Source organism: Paenibacillus sp. PastF-3, assembly GCF_029893135.1.
GTDB lineage: Bacteria > Bacillota > Bacilli > Paenibacillales > Paenibacillaceae > Paenibacillus_AQ > Paenibacillus_AQ nitricinens.
Genome location: NZ_JARXWM010000028.1, coordinates 17,679 through 33,228, shown reverse-complemented (window position 1 = coordinate 33,228; position 15,550 = coordinate 17,679). Strand labels below are relative to the sequence as shown.

Annotated in this window: 26 protein-coding genes; all 26 read left to right on the top strand. The window is 44.0% G+C overall.

The window, feature by feature from the left end:
* The first annotated feature begins 7 nt into the window (after positions 1 to 7).
* On the top strand, positions 8 to 259 hold the full coding sequence (locus M2444_RS31570) for a ribosomal L7Ae/L30e/S12e/Gadd45 family protein (protein ID WP_042131229.1): 252 nt from the start codon (positions 8 to 10) through the stop codon (positions 257 to 259).
* A 133-nt stretch (positions 260 to 392) separates the two neighbouring features.
* Positions 393 to 812: a 30S ribosomal protein S12 gene (gene rpsL, locus M2444_RS31565; RefSeq protein ID WP_036680518.1), complete on the top strand. Its 420-nt coding sequence runs from the start codon at positions 393 to 395 to the stop codon at positions 810 to 812.
* Between the two features lie 44 nt (positions 813 to 856).
* The gene (gene rpsG, locus M2444_RS31560; protein WP_036680520.1) at positions 857 to 1,327 is read left to right on the top strand and encodes a 30S ribosomal protein S7; all 471 of its coding nucleotides are present in this window, start codon (positions 857 to 859) and stop codon (positions 1,325 to 1,327) included.
* Between the two features lie 47 nt (positions 1,328 to 1,374).
* Entirely contained in the window at positions 1,375 to 3,453 is a 2,079-nt protein-coding gene (fusA, locus tag M2444_RS31555; RefSeq protein ID WP_094871870.1) for an elongation factor G, read from the top strand.
* 109 nt (positions 3,454 to 3,562) lie between these two features.
* Positions 3,563 to 4,753: an elongation factor Tu gene (gene tuf, locus M2444_RS31550; protein ID WP_042192178.1), complete on the top strand. Its 1,191-nt coding sequence runs from the start codon at positions 3,563 to 3,565 to the stop codon at positions 4,751 to 4,753.
* Between the two features lie 314 nt (positions 4,754 to 5,067).
* The gene (locus tag M2444_RS31545; protein WP_280788972.1) at positions 5,068 to 6,414 is read left to right on the top strand and encodes a protoglobin domain-containing protein; all 1,347 of its coding nucleotides are present in this window, start codon (positions 5,068 to 5,070) and stop codon (positions 6,412 to 6,414) included.
* Between the two features lie 226 nt (positions 6,415 to 6,640).
* Positions 6,641 to 6,949, top strand: coding sequence for a 30S ribosomal protein S10 (gene rpsJ, locus M2444_RS31540; protein WP_017692074.1), 309 nt, complete (start codon positions 6,641 to 6,643; stop codon positions 6,947 to 6,949).
* Positions 6,950 to 6,990: 41 nt separating this feature from the next.
* On the top strand, positions 6,991 to 7,614 hold the full coding sequence (rplC, locus tag M2444_RS31535) for a 50S ribosomal protein L3 (RefSeq protein ID WP_094871872.1): 624 nt from the start codon (positions 6,991 to 6,993) through the stop codon (positions 7,612 to 7,614).
* A gap of 25 nt (positions 7,615 to 7,639) precedes the next feature.
* Complete coding sequence (gene rplD / locus M2444_RS31530; RefSeq protein WP_042192174.1) at positions 7,640 to 8,263, top strand: 50S ribosomal protein L4; 624 nt, start codon at positions 7,640 to 7,642, stop codon at positions 8,261 to 8,263.
* Positions 8,263 to 8,556, top strand: coding sequence for a 50S ribosomal protein L23 (gene rplW, locus M2444_RS31525; protein ID WP_036680537.1), 294 nt, complete (start codon positions 8,263 to 8,265; stop codon positions 8,554 to 8,556). The genes rplD and rplW overlap by 1 nt, the downstream gene beginning before the upstream one ends.
* A 27-nt stretch (positions 8,557 to 8,583) precedes the next feature.
* Positions 8,584 to 9,414, top strand: a complete 831-nt coding sequence (gene rplB / locus M2444_RS31520; RefSeq protein ID WP_042192171.1) for a 50S ribosomal protein L2 — start codon at positions 8,584 to 8,586, stop codon at positions 9,412 to 9,414.
* Positions 9,415 to 9,486: 72 nt separating this feature from the next.
* On the top strand, positions 9,487 to 9,765 hold the full coding sequence (gene rpsS, locus M2444_RS31515) for a 30S ribosomal protein S19 (RefSeq protein ID WP_036652940.1): 279 nt from the start codon (positions 9,487 to 9,489) through the stop codon (positions 9,763 to 9,765).
* 33 nt (positions 9,766 to 9,798) lie between these two features.
* Positions 9,799 to 10,131: a 50S ribosomal protein L22 gene (gene rplV, locus M2444_RS31510; protein WP_036680546.1), complete on the top strand. Its 333-nt coding sequence runs from the start codon at positions 9,799 to 9,801 to the stop codon at positions 10,129 to 10,131.
* Positions 10,132 to 10,144: 13 nt separating this feature from the next.
* Complete coding sequence (gene rpsC / locus M2444_RS31505) at positions 10,145 to 10,810, top strand: 30S ribosomal protein S3 (protein WP_042192169.1); 666 nt, start codon at positions 10,145 to 10,147, stop codon at positions 10,808 to 10,810.
* Positions 10,811 to 10,812: 2 nt separating this feature from the next.
* Complete coding sequence (rplP, locus tag M2444_RS31500; protein ID WP_042131224.1) at positions 10,813 to 11,247, top strand: 50S ribosomal protein L16; 435 nt, start codon at positions 10,813 to 10,815, stop codon at positions 11,245 to 11,247.
* Positions 11,237 to 11,434: a 50S ribosomal protein L29 gene (gene rpmC / locus M2444_RS31495; RefSeq protein ID WP_019908232.1), complete on the top strand. Its 198-nt coding sequence runs from the start codon at positions 11,237 to 11,239 to the stop codon at positions 11,432 to 11,434. The genes rplP and rpmC overlap by 11 nt, the downstream gene beginning before the upstream one ends.
* A gap of 43 nt (positions 11,435 to 11,477) precedes the next feature.
* Positions 11,478 to 11,744 (top strand): 30S ribosomal protein S17, encoded by a 267-nt coding sequence (gene rpsQ / locus M2444_RS31490; protein ID WP_042131223.1) that lies wholly within the window; start codon positions 11,478 to 11,480, stop codon positions 11,742 to 11,744.
* A 38-nt stretch (positions 11,745 to 11,782) separates the two neighbouring features.
* A complete protein-coding gene (gene rplN, locus M2444_RS31485) occupies positions 11,783 to 12,151 on the top strand; it encodes a 50S ribosomal protein L14 (protein WP_036680556.1) in 369 nt (122 codons plus the stop codon).
* Between the two features lie 49 nt (positions 12,152 to 12,200).
* On the top strand, positions 12,201 to 12,554 hold the full coding sequence (gene rplX, locus M2444_RS31480; RefSeq protein ID WP_076286851.1) for a 50S ribosomal protein L24: 354 nt from the start codon (positions 12,201 to 12,203) through the stop codon (positions 12,552 to 12,554).
* Between the two features lie 31 nt (positions 12,555 to 12,585).
* Positions 12,586 to 13,128, top strand: coding sequence for a 50S ribosomal protein L5 (gene rplE, locus M2444_RS31475; RefSeq protein WP_042131222.1), 543 nt, complete (start codon positions 12,586 to 12,588; stop codon positions 13,126 to 13,128).
* Positions 13,129 to 13,177: 49 nt separating this feature from the next.
* Complete coding sequence (locus tag M2444_RS31470; protein ID WP_013312154.1) at positions 13,178 to 13,363, top strand: type Z 30S ribosomal protein S14; 186 nt, start codon at positions 13,178 to 13,180, stop codon at positions 13,361 to 13,363.
* Between the two features lie 32 nt (positions 13,364 to 13,395).
* Positions 13,396 to 13,794, top strand: coding sequence for a 30S ribosomal protein S8 (gene rpsH / locus M2444_RS31465; protein ID WP_036680560.1), 399 nt, complete (start codon positions 13,396 to 13,398; stop codon positions 13,792 to 13,794).
* 30 nt (positions 13,795 to 13,824) lie between these two features.
* A complete protein-coding gene (gene rplF / locus M2444_RS31460) occupies positions 13,825 to 14,367 on the top strand; it encodes a 50S ribosomal protein L6 (protein ID WP_036680562.1) in 543 nt (180 codons plus the stop codon).
* 84 nt (positions 14,368 to 14,451) lie between these two features.
* Positions 14,452 to 14,820 carry a 50S ribosomal protein L18 gene (rplR, locus tag M2444_RS31455; protein ID WP_094871873.1) on the top strand — a complete coding sequence of 123 codons (369 nt, stop codon included), beginning with the start codon at positions 14,452 to 14,454 and terminating at the stop codon, positions 14,818 to 14,820.
* A 27-nt stretch (positions 14,821 to 14,847) separates the two neighbouring features.
* On the top strand, positions 14,848 to 15,345 hold the full coding sequence (gene rpsE / locus M2444_RS31450; RefSeq protein WP_036652980.1) for a 30S ribosomal protein S5: 498 nt from the start codon (positions 14,848 to 14,850) through the stop codon (positions 15,343 to 15,345).
* A 14-nt stretch (positions 15,346 to 15,359) separates the two neighbouring features.
* Positions 15,360 to 15,545, top strand: coding sequence for a 50S ribosomal protein L30 (gene rpmD, locus M2444_RS31445; RefSeq protein ID WP_036680567.1), 186 nt, complete (start codon positions 15,360 to 15,362; stop codon positions 15,543 to 15,545).
* Positions 15,546 to 15,550: the final 5 nt, after the last annotated feature.

The following is a 15,550-nucleotide window of genomic DNA, read 5'->3' as shown; positions in this document are numbered from 1 at the left end:
AATGATTATGACTGATGATAGAGGACTACAGGATGCTCAGGTCAAGATCGGTACCAAACAAACCGTCAAGGCGGTAGAGTTGGGCCAAGCCGCAGAAGTCTATGTGGCAGAGGACGGAGATCAAAGGCTTACTTCCAGGATAGTTATGCTTTGTAACAAACAAGGTGTTAAGATCACATACGTGGATACAATGCTAAATTTGGGCAAGGCCTGCGGAATAGAAGTTGGCGCTGCGATGGCAGCCGTCTTAAAACAATAGCTACGGAAATGTTTTTGTACTGGGGTGAACTCCAGCGGCAAGAACTTTTCATTTGTCTTTTTATGAACCGCCTGGGTCTGTGGGCTTAGAGTTCTTAAATCGGCTATCATTTCAGGAAGGGGGTGGCAACAACATGCCAACAATTAACCAATTGGTTCGTAAAGGCCGTCAAGCCAAAATCGAAAAATCTAAATCTCCCGCTCTTCAAAAAGGGTATAACGCCCTCAAGCGTGAGGCTACAAATTTGAGCGCTCCGCAAAAACGCGGTGTGTGCACTCGTGTTGGTACTATGACTCCACGTAAACCAAACTCAGCGCTTCGTAAATATGCCCGTGTTCGTTTGACGAACCGTCTCGAGGTAACAGCTTATATCCCGGGTATCGGACATAACTTACAAGAGCACAGTGTTGTATTACTTCGCGGAGGTAAAGTAAAGGACCTTGCAGGGGTTCGTTACCATATCGTTCGTGGTGCATTGGATACAGCAGGTGTAGCTAACCGGATGCAAGCTCGTTCTAAATACGGTGCTAAACGTCCTAAAGCTAAGAAATAAGAAAAAAATCTAGAATAATAAACATTTAAGAAAGGGGGATATCCATGCCACGCAAAGGTCCAGTTACTAAGAGAGACGTATTGCCAGATCCGTTGTATAATAGCAAGTTGGTTACTCGTTTGATTAACCGCATTATGCTGGGTGGTAAAAGAGGTGTCGCTCAAAGCATTCTGTACAATTCATTCAAATTGATTGAAGAACGTACGGGTAAAGATCCGATGGAAGTTTTCGAAGCTGCCATCAAGAACATCATGCCGGTTTTGGAAGTCAAAGCTCGTCGTGTCGGTGGTGCTAACTATCAAGTACCTATCGAGGTTAAACCAGAGAGACGTACTGCTCTGGGATTACGTTGGCTCGTAAACTACTCTCGCAACCGCGGTGAGAAGACGATGGAAGAGCGTTTGGCGGCTGAGATCATCGACGCTTCCAACAACACAGGCGCTTCTGTTAAGAAACGCGAAGATACACACAAAATGGCTGAAGCAAACAAAGCGTTCGCTCACTACCGTTGGTAGGATTAAGGTCATTCAAATAACTTATATTTTGAAGGGAGATCCATTTCATGGCTAGAGAGTTCTCCTTAAAAAATACACGTAATATCGGGATCATGGCGCATATTGATGCTGGTAAAACAACTACCACAGAGCGGATTCTTTTCTATACAGGCCGTACGCACAAAATCGGTGAAGTTCACGAGGGTGCTGCTACAATGGACTGGATGGAGCAAGAACAAGAGCGCGGAATCACGATTACGTCCGCTGCTACGACTGCTGCGTGGAAAGGTCACCGCATCAATATCATTGATACCCCAGGACACGTTGACTTCACTGTTGAAGTTGAACGTTCCCTGCGTGTATTGGATGGGGCAGTAGGTGTATTTAGTGCAAAAGAGGGCGTTGAGCCTCAGTCTGAAACCGTATGGAGACAGGCTGACCGTTATAACGTACCCCGTATTGCATATGTGAACAAAATGGACATTATCGGTGCAGACTTCCTTAACGTAATCGAAACTATGCGTGATCGCCTTCAAGCCAATGCAGTTGCTATTCAATTGCCAATTGGCGCAGAAAGTGATTTCACTGGTATTATCGACCTTGTTGAGCAAAAAGCACACATGTTCAGAGATGATCTAGGCCAAAACATCGAAGTAACGGATATTCCGGAAGAATATTTGGCCAAAGTTGAGGAGCTGCGTCTCGAGTTGATCGAGAAAGTTGCTGAACTTGATGAAGATTTGACTATGAAGTACCTGGAAGGCGAAGAAATTACAGTTCCGGAAATTAAAGCTGCACTGCGCAAAGGCGTAGTTGAAGTTAAATTGTTCCCTGTAATTGTTGGATCCTCCTACCGTAACAAAGGGATTCAGCTTATGCTGGATGCGGTTATTGATTACTTGCCATCTCCTCTTGACGTTCCAGCTATCACTGGACATCTTGATGATGGAACTGAAGCAGTTCGTCATTCTTCGGATGAAGAACCGTTTGCAGCTTTGGCATTTAAAATCATGACTGACCCTTATGTAGGTAAACTTACGTTCTTCCGTGTATACTCTGGTATTCTAGAGTCCGGATCTTACGTAGTTAATGCTACTAAGAACAAGCGTGAACGTATTGGTCGTATCCTTCAAATGCATGCTAACAGCCGTCAAGAGATTTCCATCGTGTATTCTGGTGACATCGCTGCAGCAGTTGGTTTGAAAGACACCAGTACAGGTGATACACTGTGTGATGAGAAGCATCCAGTAATTTTGGAATCAATGAACTTCCCTGATCCGGTTATCGAAATCGCTGTTGAACCAAAAACAAAAGCTGACCAAGATAAATTGGGCGTTGCTCTCGGTAAGTTGACTGAAGAGGATCCAACTCTTCGTGCTCATACTGATGAAGAAACAGGCCAAACTATCCTGGCTGGTATGGGTGAACTTCACTTGGACATCATCATCGACCGTATGCGTCGTGAGTTCAAAGTAGAAACCAATGTGGGTAAACCACAGGTTGCTTACCGCGAAACGTTCAAGGCACCTGCTCGCGTCGAAGGTAAATTTGTACGCCAATCTGGTGGTCGTGGTCAATACGGTCACGTATGGGTTGAATTTGAACCCCTCGAGCCAGGTACTGGTAGCAAATTCGAAAGTAAAGTTGTCGGTGGCTCGGTTCCTAGAGAGTACATCGCTCCTGCACTTGCGGGTATCGAAGAACAAATGAAAAACGGCGTACTTGCAGGCTTCCCGCTTGTAGACGTTAAAGCTACCATCGTTGATGGTTCTTACCATGATGTCGATTCCAACGAAATGGCATTTAAAATTGCCGGCTCGATGGCGCTTAAAGCAGCTAAAGACAAGTGTAAGCCTGTCCTGCTTGAGCCAATCATGAAAGTAGAAGTAACTGTTCCTGAGGAATATATGGGTGATGTTATGGGTATGCTGAACTCCCGCCGTGGCCGTATCGAAGGTATGGATTCCCGTGGTGGAGCGCAAATTATCCGTGCTAAGGTGCCTCTTTCCGAAATGTTCGGATACTCTACAACTCTTCGTTCTGGTACTCAAGGACGTGGCGTATTCTCAATGGAGCTTTCTCACTATGAAGAAGTTCCGAAATCCATTGCGGAAGAGATCGCTGCTAAGAACAAAGGCGGAGAATAATTACTAGTTTTAACTTGCCGTCCGAGTATAATCACTCAGTCATCTAAGATAAGCATATATACGGGCGGCTCAAATATAAGGAACCCCACATTAAGGAGGAACTGTTCAAATGGCAAAGGCAAAGTTTGAACGTAACAAACCGCACGTTAACATCGGTACTATTGGTCACGTCGACCATGGTAAAACGACTCTGACTGCTGCAATCACTACTGTATTGTCCAAAACTTACGGTGGCGCAGCTATCGCATTCGATCAAATCGACAAAGCTCCTGAAGAGCGCGAACGTGGTATCACAATCTCCACTTCCCACGTTGAATATGAAACTCCTAACCGTCACTACGCTCACGTAGACTGCCCTGGTCACGCCGACTATGTTAAAAACATGATCACAGGCGCAGCGCAAATGGACGGAGCTATCCTGGTTGTATCCGCAGCTGATGGCCCTATGCCACAAACTCGCGAGCACATCCTGTTGTCCCGTCAAGTAGGTGTTCCATACATCGTTGTTTTCTTGAACAAATGCGACATGGTTGAAGACGAAGAGTTGTTGGAATTGGTTGAAATGGAAGTTCGTGACTTGCTTAGCGAGTATGACTTCCCAGGCGACGATACTCCAATCATTCGTGGTTCTGCTCGTGAAGCTCTTCAAAACCCAGAAGGCGAATATGCTAAGAAGATTGTTGAAATGTTCGAAACAATCGACGAGTACATTCCACTTCCAGAGCGTCAAACTGACAAACCATTCTTGATGCCTGTCGAAGATGTATTCTCCATCACTGGTCGCGGTACTGTGGCAACTGGTCGCGTAGAACGCGGAACAGTTAAAGTCGGAGAAGAAATCGAAATCGTTGGTATTCACGAAGAAACTAAGAAATCCGTAGTTACGGGCGTAGAAATGTTCCGTAAATTGCTGGATTCCGCTCAAGCGGGCGACAACATCGGAGCTTTGCTTCGTGGTGTAGACCGTACTATGATCGAGCGTGGCCAAGTATTGGCTAAACCGAACTCTGTTAAACCACACACTGAGTTCACTGCTCAAATCTACGTTTTGACTAAAGAAGAAGGCGGACGTCACAAACCATTCTTCACTGGTTACCGTCCACAGTTCTACTTCCGTACAACTGACGTAACTGGCATCATCAACTTGCCAGAAGGTACTGAAATGGTTATGCCTGGTGACAACATCACTGTAACTGTTGCTTTGATCTCCCCTATCGCTATTGAAGAAGGTACTAAATTCTCCATTCGCGAAGGTGGACGTACAGTTGGAGCAGGTAGCGTAGCTTCCATCCAAAAATAAATTCGTTTCTATCTGCGGGTAGACTCTGAATCATAGTGCCCCGGATTCTTCTTGCGGAGAATCCGGGGCTTTTTGTTGTAATATTACTTAATTTCTTATTTTGTTCGATAGACTATTAATTGATTTTTCGTTTCATTTGAGGATAAATCATCTAATATTCGACAATATAAGCTAAAATAAGTATATTATTTCGAATGATTCTACAAAATTCTACAAAATTCAACGATAAATTGTTTACAATTTTAATAATCATAGAGTAAAATGAAAGGGAGGTAATATTGTAAAAAAATAGTAATTAAGGGGAGAGTGATAACATGGGAAAATGTCCTTTTTCATTCATGCATGCTATAACATCACGTAATAATAATGAGGATTCTCACACCCCTAATCTAGAACATGAACACCAGACTAAGCGTACTGAAGATTTTTTTCATACTCTTGAGGGTTATGACGAACTCAATGAGCAAATGAGAATGATTGATCTAACTGAATCAGATTTGAAATTATTACGTAGGGTTAAGCCTAGCGTTGAAAAGAATATAGACTATATCATTGATCAATTTTATAATTCGGTATTAGGAGTGGATAAACTCGAAGCCATTATACTGGAGCATAGTAGTATTGAGAGGTTGAAAACAACACTCCGCGAGCATATCATTGAAATTTTTGATGGCAATGTTGATAAAGAATACATAGCAAAGCGAATGAAGATTGCTAATATTCACAAAAGAGTAGGACTTGAGCCTAAATGGTACTTATCCGCTTTTCAAAATCTTCAGAACGTTTTTATACAAGTTATTTATAATGAGACACAGGATGACCATTCACGTCTACATGTAGTTAAGACCGTAACTAAGCTGCTTAACCTTGAACAACAACTTGTCCTAGAGGAATATGAGAAGGAAAACGTCAAAGAGAAGGAACAACAATACCTTTTGGTTAAAAATGAGTTAAAGCAGAAAATTGCTGAATTCAGCAGCGAATTAATAGATTTTAGTATCGACACAAATGCTGCTGTGAAGCAGCTAGTAGCCAGTAGCAATGAAGTGAGTAGAACATTCCAACATACAGCTACATCCGCTGTAGAGTCGCAGGGGTTGGCTACAGATGGACATGAGCATTTGGATAGCTTAACAGAACAGATTAATCTTATTTATCAAAGTACTAGTGAAATGGAACATTCAGTCCACGAATTAAGTAATTCCTCTAAACAAATTCAAAAAATCGTAAACTCGGTAAAAGATATTGCAGATCAAACTAAAATTCTTTCACTTAATGCAACGATAGAAGCGGCTAGAGCCGGAGTGCATGGTAGAGGGTTTAGTGTAGTTGCTCAAGAAGTTAGTCGATTGGCAGAGGATACGAAGAATACTGTAATTCAGATCGTAGAGCTGACGTACAAATCAGGAATTCTCACACAACAGGTCGTTGAGGAGATACGTAAGGTACAAGAGCTAACCAGAAGCGGGAAACATCAATCCGTTGAGACAAGTCTTTTATTTTCTGAAATTGTTGAGGCGATGAGAAGTAGCACACAAGAAATTGTTATAGTAGAAGAAGAAATAAGAACATTGATTCAGACTATAGAGGGAATTGGGTCAGCAACAGCACAGACTGCCGAGTCAGCTGAAGTTTTTAAGTCTGCCACTGAGAATCTTTAACCTATATAATAGTAATAAAGCAGCGCATGAAAAAAATATGCGTTGTTTTGTTATTTAAGCTTGCAATACTGCCGCCTATTATATATAATAATAAATGTTGTTCTGAGACGTTGCGATGATGTGAGAGGTTACTGACACACCCGGCCCCTTTGCCATGAGGTCGACGTCAGAAAATTTTCACGGAGTATGTCCGATAATAAATTGGGCGATAGAAGGAGGGACTAAAATGGCAAAGCAAAAAATTCGTATTCGCTTGAAAGCATACGACCACAGAATTCTTGATCAATCCGCAGAGAAAATCGTTGAAACTGCAAAACGTTCGGGTGCTGGTGTATCTGGACCGATTCCGTTGCCAACTGAGAAGCAAATCATTACTATTCTCCGTGCGGTACACAAGTACAAGGATTCCCGTGAACAGTTTGAACAACGGACTCACAAACGTTTGATCGATATTGTGAACCCAACACCACAAACTGTGGATGCCTTGATGCGCTTGGATCTACCGTCCGGTGTAGATATCGAAATCAAATTGTAATTCTTTATTAGTAACTTAGGAAAAGAAAAGAGGTGTCAACATTGAAAGGTATCTTAGGAAAAAAACTCGGTATGACTCAAGTGTTTACTCCAGAAGGTAACGTAATTCCAGTTACTGTTATCGAAGCAGGACCTTGTGTAGTACTGCAAAAGAAAGACCTGAATATCGACGGATATGAAGCAGTGCAATTGGGCTTTTCTGATAAAAAAGAAAGTCGCTCCAATAAGCCTGAACAGGGTCACGCCAAAAAGGCAAATGCAACACCTAAGCGCTACGTTCGCGAAATTCGCGGTGTTGATCTCGGGACTCTCGAGGTTGGACAAGAGCTGAAGGCTGATATCTTTGCTGAGGGCGAATTTGTTGACGTAACTGGTACATCCAAAGGTAAAGGTTTCCAAGGTAACATCAAACGTTGGGGACAAAGCCGCGGACCAATGGCACACGGATCGCGTTACCACAGAAGACCAGGTTCCATGGGTTCTATCCAAGCTAACCGTGTTCCGAAGGGCAAACGCCTTCCAGGACATATGGGTCACACGACTATCACGGTTCAAAAGCTTGAAATCATCAAGGTTGACGTTGAACGTAACGTATTGCTGGTTAAAGGCGCTATCCCAGGTCCTAAAAACAGCTTCGTGAAAGTTAAACAAACCGTTAAGAAATAATTACCTAAGAAAGGAGGAACATGAAATGCCAAAAGTAACACTTTTTAATATTAGTGGCAACGAAGTTGGTGAAGTAGAACTGAGTGATACAGTATTCGGTATTGAACCGAATGAGCACGTTCTACATGAAGCTGCGCTTATGCAAAGAGCTTCCCTTCGTCGTGGTACACACAAAGTAAAAGGACGTTCTGAAGTTCGTGGCGGTGGACGTAAGCCTTGGAAACAAAAAGGTACAGGTCGCGCTCGTCAAGGATCCATTCGTTCTCCACAATGGAAAGGCGGCGGCGTTGTCTTCGGACCAACACCACGCAGCTATTCTTGGAAATTGCCTAAGAAGGTTCGTCGTTTGGCGATCAAATCCGCTTTGTCCTCGAAAGTACTCGAGAATGACATTATCGTATTGGATAGCTTAACAATGAATGCTCCGAAGACGAAAGAATTCGCAGCAATCTTGAACAACCTGAAAGTGGAACGCAAAGCTTTGATCGTAGCTACTAGCTATGATGATAACGTAGCACTTTCCGCTCGTAACATCCCTGGGGTGAAATTCGTAGCGGCTGACGGCATTAATGTTCTTGACGTACTAACGTACGACAAACTGATCATCACTAAAGAAGCAGTTCTGAAGGTAGAGGAGGTGTTCGCGTAATGAAAGATCCTCGTGATATTATCAAACGTCCGGTGATTACGGAACGTACTTCCGACTACATGAGCGAAATGAAATACGCTTTTGAAGTGGATATCCGTGCTAACAAAACCGAAATCAAAAAAGCTGTCGAGGCTATTTTCAAAGTAAAAGTAACTAATGTGAACACAATGCGCGTACCTGGCAAACTGAAACGTTATGGTAAATATTCTGGTTACACTCCAGAGTGGAAAAAAGCCATCGTTAAGCTTAGCCCGGACAGCAAACCGCTTGAATTTTTTGAAGCGGTAGAATAATACTCTTAAAGTAAGGAGGAAACTATAGTGCCAATCAAAAAGTACAAACCGACCTCTCCGGCAAGACGCCACATGTCTGTGTCTACGTTTGAAGAAATTACAACAAACCAGCCAGAGAAATCGTTGCTTTCTCCGCTGTTCAAACATGCGGGACGCAACAACCAAGGTAAAATTACGGTTCGTCACCATGGCGGCGGACACAAACGTAAATACCGTATTATCGACTTCAAACGGACTAAAGACGGCATACCAGGTAGCGTTGCTACAATCGAGTATGACCCGAACCGTACATCTAATATTGCTTTGATCCACTATGCTGATGGAGAGAAACGTTATATCATCGCTCCTAAAGGCCTAAAAGTTGGGGATAAAGTAGAGTCTGGCCCAACAGCCGACATCAAAATTGGTAACAGTCTTGCACTGGAGAATATCCCAGTCGGTACAGTTATCCACAACATTGAGTTGAAACCAGGTAAAGGCGGACAATTGGTTCGTGCTGCTGGTACAGAAGCTCAATTGCTTGGTAAAGAAGAAAAGTACTGTTCCGTTCGTTTGTCATCCGGTGAGGTTCGTAAGATCCTTAGCGTATGCCGTGCAACTATCGGATCTGTAGGTAACGAAGATCATGAATTGATCAAAATCGGTAAAGCTGGACGTAGTCGCTGGCTTGGCCGTCGCCCTGAAGTACGCGGTGTAGTAATGAACCCGAACGATCACCCACACGGTGGTGGTGAAGGCCGCGCTCCAATCGGACGTAAATCGCCTATGTCTCCATGGGGTAAACCAACCCTTGGTTACAAAACGCGTAAGAAAAACAAGGCATCTGATAAATATATCGTTCGCCGCCGCACGAAATAAGACGCTTCAAGTTAATAAAGCGCGAAGCGTCGATTCGCGGTTTGAAGAACCGGATGAAGGGAGGATTCACACATGGGTCGCAGTTTAAAGAAGGGGCCGTTTATCGATGGCTACCTGCTTAAAAAAGTTGAGGAACTGAACGAGGCTGAAAAAAAGGTTGTAGTTAAAACTTGGTCCCGTCGCTCAACCATTTTCCCTCAGTTTATCGGACATACGTTTGGTGTATATGACGGCCGTAAACACGTGCCTGTATACGTAACAGAAGATATGGTAGGTCACAAGTTGGGCGAGTTCGCGCCAACACGTACTTACAAAGGCCACGCGGGTGACGATAAGAAAACAAGAAGATAATAATAAGGTCTCTGTTTGAAAGGAGGTTAAACAATGGAAGCAAAAGCACATGCAAGATCGGTGCGGATTTCCGCTCGTAAAGCGAAACTGGTTGTTGACTTGATTCGTGGTAAGCAAGTGGGGGAAGCAATTGCTATTCTTCGCCACACTCCGAAATCCGCTTCTCCGGTCGTTGAGAAGTTGCTTAATTCGGCAATTGCGAATGCTGAGCATAACTATTCTTTGGACGTGAACAGTTTGTTCGTTAGCGAGGTTTTCGTTAACCAAGGACCTACTATGAAACGTTTCCGTCCGCGCGCCATGGGCCGCGCAAGTCGGATCAATAAACGCACGAGCCACATTACACTGGTGGTATCTGAGAAATAAGGAGGGATAACACGTGGGTCAAAAGGTAAATCCAATCGGACTCCGGATCGGGATCATTCGCGATTGGGAATCTAAATGGTATGCAGGAAAAGATTTCGGTACTCTTCTGATGGAAGACGTCAAAATCCGGGAATACCTTAAAGGCAAATTGAAGGATTCCGCTGTTTCCCATATCGAGATCGAAAGAGCGGCTAACCGCGTGAACGTTACAATTCATACTGCTAAACCAGGTATGGTTATTGGTAAAGGCGGAGCAGAAGTAGAAGTACTTCGCAGCGCAGTTACAGCAATCGCTGGTGGCAAAAAAGTACACATCAACATCAATGAAATCAAGCACCCTGAATTGGATGCAATTCTTGTAGCTGAGAGCATTGCTCAACAATTGGAACGCCGTGTATCGTTCCGTCGTGCACTCAAACAAGCGATTCAAAGAACTATGCGTTCTGGCGCAAAAGGGATTAAAACTCAAGTAGGCGGACGTCTTGGCGGAGCTGAGATTGCTCGTTCAGAAGGTTATAGCGAAGGAACAGTTCCACTTCATACGCTTCGTGCCGATATCGATTACGGAACGGCTGAAGCACATACAACTTACGGTCTTATCGGCGTAAAAGTATGGATCTACCGTGGAGAAGTTCTTCCCCCAGCTAAGAAACAAGCTGCTCAGGAAGGAGGCAACTAATCATGTTGGTACCAAAACGCGTAAAACACCGCAAGCAACAACGCGGACACATGAAGGGTATGGCAAAAGGTGGTACTGAATTGAACTTCGGCGAATTCGGCCTGGTTGCAATGGAACCATCTTGGATCACTAACCGTCAGATCGAAGCTGCTCGTATCGCAATGACACGTTATATCAAACGTGGCGGTCAAGTTTGGATCAAGATTTTCCCAGATAAGCCTATTACTCAAAAGCCTCTCGAGGTTCGTATGGGTAGTGGTAAAGGTAACGTTGAGAAATGGGTAGCCGTAGTTAAACCGGGCAAGATTATGTTCGAACTCGGAGGCGTGTCGGAAGAAATCGCTCGTGAAGCGATGCGTCTTGCCGCTCACAAGCTGCCTGTTAAGACTAAGTTTGTGAAACGTGAAGAATTGGGTGGTGAAGCAAATGAAAGCTAATGAACTTCGCAACTTAACCACTGCTGAGATTGAACAAAAGATCGCTGGATTCAAAGAGGAACTTTTTAATCTCCGTTTCCAATTGGCAACTGGCCAACTGGACAACCCGACTCGGATTCGTGACGTGCGCAAGGAAATAGCTCGTGCTAAAACCGTAATCCATCAAAGAGTGCTTGGGATTAGTTAAGTGAGACGGATCTCAGATCCGTATTCAGGAAGGAGGCTAACTAATGAGCGAAGAACGTAATGCACGTAAAGTGCTAATCGGTAAAGTGGTCAGTGATAAAATGGATAAAACCATCGTAGTCGCTGTTGAAACCTATAAGAAACATAACTTGTACCACAAACGCATCAAGTCTACGAAGAAATTCAAAGCACATGATGAGGAAAACGTTGCGAAAATTGGCGATACCGTAAAAGTCATGGAAACTCGTCCGTTGTCCAAGGACAAACGTTGGAGACTAGTTGAAGTGGTTGAAAAAGCGGTTATCATCTAAGATAATCAAAAGAGTTTTTCCGGAAGGAGGAAATTATAATGATTCAACCATTTACACGCTTGCATGTGGCTGACAACTCTGGTGCGAAGGAACTGATGTGTATCCGCGTACTGGGTGGTACTGGACGCCGTACAGCAGCAATCGGTGATTTGATCGTTTGTTCCGTTAAACAAGCAACACCAGGCGGCGTTGTCAAAAAAGGTGATGTTGTTAGAGCGGTAGTTGTTCGTACGAAACGTTCCGTTCGTCGTAAAGATGGATCTTACATCGCATTCGACGAAAATGCAGCTGTTGTTGTTAAAGACGACAGAAGCCCTCGTGGAACACGTATCTTTGGACCAGTTGCTCGCGAACTTCGCGATAAAGACTACATGAAGATCGTTTCCTTGGCACCGGAAGTAATCTAATAAACACGAGCACCAATAAGTTGAAGGTTAGTTATAGGAGGTGTAATAAATGCCTAGAGTGAAAAAAGTTCTGGAATCCCATAACAATAAACTGCACGTGAAGAAAGATGATGTGGTGCTTGTGATTAGTGGTAAAGACAAAGGCAAAAAAGGCCGTGTCATCGCTGCTTATCCTCGTGAAAACCGCGTTCTGGTAGAAGGCGTCAATATGGTGAAAAAACACCAAAAGCCGAACCAGCTGAATCCACAGGGTGGAATTATTGAGCAGGAAGCTTCGATTCATGTGTCCAACGTAATGCACATCGATCCGAAGTCCGGCAAAGTAACACGTATCGGTTACAAAGTATTGGACAACGGTAAAAAAGTTCGGATTGCTAAAAGATCCGGAGAGATTATCGACTAATCTAGCCCTTAAGAAAGGAGGTTAAATCTTCATGGCAGCAAGAATGAAAGAACGTTATCTCAACGAAATAACACCTGCTTTGATGCAGAAGTTTAACTATACAACTGTTATGCAAGTGCCTAAGATCGAGAAGGTTGTCATCAACATGGGTGTGGGTGACGCTGTTCAAAACTCCAAAGTACTTGATGCTGCAGTTAATGACATGCAGTTGATCGCTGGTCAAAAACCAGTAATCACTAAAGCTAAAAAATCCATCGCTGGTTTTAAACTACGCGAAAATATGCCGATTGGGGTTAAAGTAACACTGCGCGGCGAGCGTATGTATTACTTCTTGGACAAATTGTTCAACGTAACGCTTCCACGCGTACGTGACTTCCGTGGTGTTTCCACTAAAGCCTTTGACGGCCGTGGTAACTACACACTTGGTCTTAAAGAACAATTGATCTTCCCCGAGATCGAATATGACAAAGTGGATAAAGTCCGCGGTATGGACATCGTTATTGTAACGACTGCTAAGACGGACGAGGAATCCCGCGAGCTGCTGGGTCAGCTGGGAATGCCTTTCGCAAAATAAAGTCGGTTAATCCATTTTCTCCGAAAATGTTTAGGAGGTGTCAGGCTAAGTGGCAAAAACTTCGATGAAAGTTAAACAACAACGTACGCCCAAGTTTAAAGTACGTGCATATACACGTTGCGAACGTTGTGGTCGTCCACATTCGGTATTGCAAAAGTTCAAAATTTGCAGAATTTGTTTCCGTGAATTAGCTTATAAAGGCCAGATCCCTGGCGTGAAAAAAGCAAGTTGGTAAGAAGTTTATAAACGGGAAGGAGGTTTACACACATGACTATGTCTGATCCTATTGCAGATATGCTTACTCGTATTCGTAACGCTAACATTGTGCGTCACGAAACGGTAGAAATGCCTGCTTCTACTATGAAGAAACAAATCGCTGACATTTTGAAGCGTGAAGGTTTCATCCGCGATGCGGAATTCGTTGAAGATAGCAAACAAGGGATTATCCGTATCTTCTTGAAATACGGCCCTAACCAAGAGCGTGTTATTTCTGGTTTGAAAAGAATCAGTAAACCAGGCCTTCGCGTATACACGAAGAGCAATGAAGTGCCTCGTGTACTTGGTGGTTTAGGAATCGCGATTATCTCCACATCTAAGGGAGTTATGACCGACAAAGAAGCTCGTCAATCAAAATCTGGCGGAGAAGTTGTCTGCTACATTTGGTAATAAACGTCACAAGATAAGGAGGTGCAACACATGTCTCGTATTGGTCGTAAACCAATCGCAGTACCTAGCGGTGTAGATGTCACTTTGGACAACGCCGTTATTACAGTAAAAGGTCCAAAAGGTTCTTTGACTCGTGAGCTTCATAAAGACATGAAGGTTACAGTTGAAAATAACGAAATTACCGTTGTTCGTCCGTCGGATAACAAATTGCATCGTTCACTTCACGGCACAACCCGCTCCGTTGTCAACAACATGGTAGCTGGTGTGACTGAAGGTTTCTCGAAATCTCTGGAGCTGGTTGGGGTCGGATATCGTGCAAGCAAATCCGGAGATAAAATCGTTCTGAACGTTGGTTATTCCCACCCGGTTGAAATTACACCGGAAGCTGGTATCGAGTTCGAAGTTCCTGCGAACACGAAGATCATCGTTAAAGGTATCGATAAAGAACGCGTTGGCGCATACGCTGCTAAAATTCGTTCCGTTCGTGAGCCAGAACCGTATAAAGGTAAAGGTATCAAATATGAAGGCGAGCGTATCATCCGCAAAGAAGGTAAAGCTGGTAAGAAGAAATAACCAGTTCGAACTTAATTGTAAGATACCCCGTGCATCTTAAAGTGAAGCTGTTTACGGCAAACTGAAGGGAGTGAAAGGGAAGTCATGATTACAAAAGAAGATAAAAACAAGGCTCGTCTCAAAAGACACCTGCGTGTTCGTAAGAAGATTCAGGGAACTACTGAGCGCCCACGTTTGAACGTGTTCCGTTCTTCGAAACACATCTACGCTCAATTGATCGATGATGTTAAAGGGGTTACTATCGTATCCGCTTCTACACTTGATAAAGATCTAGTTGCTAACATCGGTAATGGCGGTAGCGTTGAAGCTGCAGCAAAAGTTGGTCAATTGATCGCTGAGCGTGCTAAAGAAAAAGGTTATGCAGTGGTCGTATTCGACCGCGGAGGTTACTTGTACCATGGACGGATTCAAGCTTTGGCTGACGCAGCTCGTGAAGCTGGTCTTGAATTCTAGAATAATTCTTAAAAGGAGGTTAACGACTTGCGTGTAGATCCGAACAGTTTAGAACTGACAGAAAGAGTTGTACACATTAACCGTGTAGCAAAAGTTGTAAAAGGCGGACGCCGTTTCAGCTTTAGTGCACTCGTTGTTGTGGGCGATGGCAATGGCTACGTCGGTGCTGGTATCGGTAAAGCCGGCGAAGTTCCGGATGCCATCCGTAAAGGCATTGAAGACGCCAAGAAAAACCTGATTCACATTCCAATCGTAGGAACTTCGATTCCCCATCTCGTTACTGGCCACTTCGGCGCAGGACGTGTGTTGCTGAAACCAGCATCAGAGGGTACTGGCGTTATCGCTGGCGGTCCAGTTCGTGCAGTATTGGAATTGGCAGGCGTTGGCGACATTTTAACAAAATCACTGGGTTCTTCGAATTCCATGAATATGGTCAATGCAACTTTAGAGGGACTATCCCGTCTGAAACGCATTGAAGAGGTCGCGAAACTTCGCGGCAAATCTGTCGAAGAATTGCGCGGTTAAGGAGGGGAACGTCAATGGCAAAATTGCAAATTACCCTCGTACGTAGTGTAATCGGACGTCCAGAAACACAACGTGTTACTGTTAAGACGCTCGGCCTGCGTAAACTCAACACGACAGTGGTTCACAATGACAGTCCTGCAATTCGCGGAATGATCAACAAAGTGAGTCACTTGCTATCTGTAACTGAAATTGAAGGCTAATCGCC

Excerpts from the sequence above, each read along its gene's own strand:
- M2444_RS31570 (WP_042131229.1), top strand. The coding sequence starts at position 8 with ATGACTGATGATAGAGGACTACAGGATGCTCAGGTCAAGATCGGTACC.
- rpsL (WP_036680518.1), top strand. The coding sequence starts at position 393 with ATGCCAACAATTAACCAATTGGTTCGTAAAGGCCGTCAAGCCAAAATC.
- rpsG (WP_036680520.1), top strand. The coding sequence starts at position 857 with ATGCCACGCAAAGGTCCAGTTACTAAGAGAGACGTATTGCCAGATCCG.
- fusA (WP_094871870.1), top strand. The coding sequence starts at position 1,375 with ATGGCTAGAGAGTTCTCCTTAAAAAATACACGTAATATCGGGATCATG.
- tuf (WP_042192178.1), top strand. The coding sequence starts at position 3,563 with ATGGCAAAGGCAAAGTTTGAACGTAACAAACCGCACGTTAACATCGGT.
- M2444_RS31545 (WP_280788972.1), top strand. The coding sequence starts at position 5,068 with ATGGGAAAATGTCCTTTTTCATTCATGCATGCTATAACATCACGTAAT.
- rpsJ (WP_017692074.1), top strand. The coding sequence starts at position 6,641 with ATGGCAAAGCAAAAAATTCGTATTCGCTTGAAAGCATACGACCACAGA.
- rplD (WP_042192174.1), top strand. The coding sequence starts at position 7,640 with ATGCCAAAAGTAACACTTTTTAATATTAGTGGCAACGAAGTTGGTGAA.
- rplW (WP_036680537.1), top strand. The coding sequence starts at position 8,263 with ATGAAAGATCCTCGTGATATTATCAAACGTCCGGTGATTACGGAACGT.
- rpsS (WP_036652940.1), top strand. The coding sequence starts at position 9,487 with ATGGGTCGCAGTTTAAAGAAGGGGCCGTTTATCGATGGCTACCTGCTT.
- rplV (WP_036680546.1), top strand. The coding sequence starts at position 9,799 with ATGGAAGCAAAAGCACATGCAAGATCGGTGCGGATTTCCGCTCGTAAA.
- rplP (WP_042131224.1), top strand. The coding sequence starts at position 10,813 with ATGTTGGTACCAAAACGCGTAAAACACCGCAAGCAACAACGCGGACAC.
- rpmC (WP_019908232.1), top strand. The coding sequence starts at position 11,237 with ATGAAAGCTAATGAACTTCGCAACTTAACCACTGCTGAGATTGAACAA.
- rpsQ (WP_042131223.1), top strand. The coding sequence starts at position 11,478 with ATGAGCGAAGAACGTAATGCACGTAAAGTGCTAATCGGTAAAGTGGTC.
- rplN (WP_036680556.1), top strand. The coding sequence starts at position 11,783 with ATGATTCAACCATTTACACGCTTGCATGTGGCTGACAACTCTGGTGCG.
- rplX (WP_076286851.1), top strand. The coding sequence starts at position 12,201 with ATGCCTAGAGTGAAAAAAGTTCTGGAATCCCATAACAATAAACTGCAC.
- rplE (WP_042131222.1), top strand. The coding sequence starts at position 12,586 with ATGGCAGCAAGAATGAAAGAACGTTATCTCAACGAAATAACACCTGCT.
- rpsH (WP_036680560.1), top strand. The coding sequence starts at position 13,396 with ATGACTATGTCTGATCCTATTGCAGATATGCTTACTCGTATTCGTAAC.
- rplF (WP_036680562.1), top strand. The coding sequence starts at position 13,825 with ATGTCTCGTATTGGTCGTAAACCAATCGCAGTACCTAGCGGTGTAGAT.
- rplR (WP_094871873.1), top strand. The coding sequence starts at position 14,452 with ATGATTACAAAAGAAGATAAAAACAAGGCTCGTCTCAAAAGACACCTG.
- rpmD (WP_036680567.1), top strand. The coding sequence starts at position 15,360 with ATGGCAAAATTGCAAATTACCCTCGTACGTAGTGTAATCGGACGTCCA.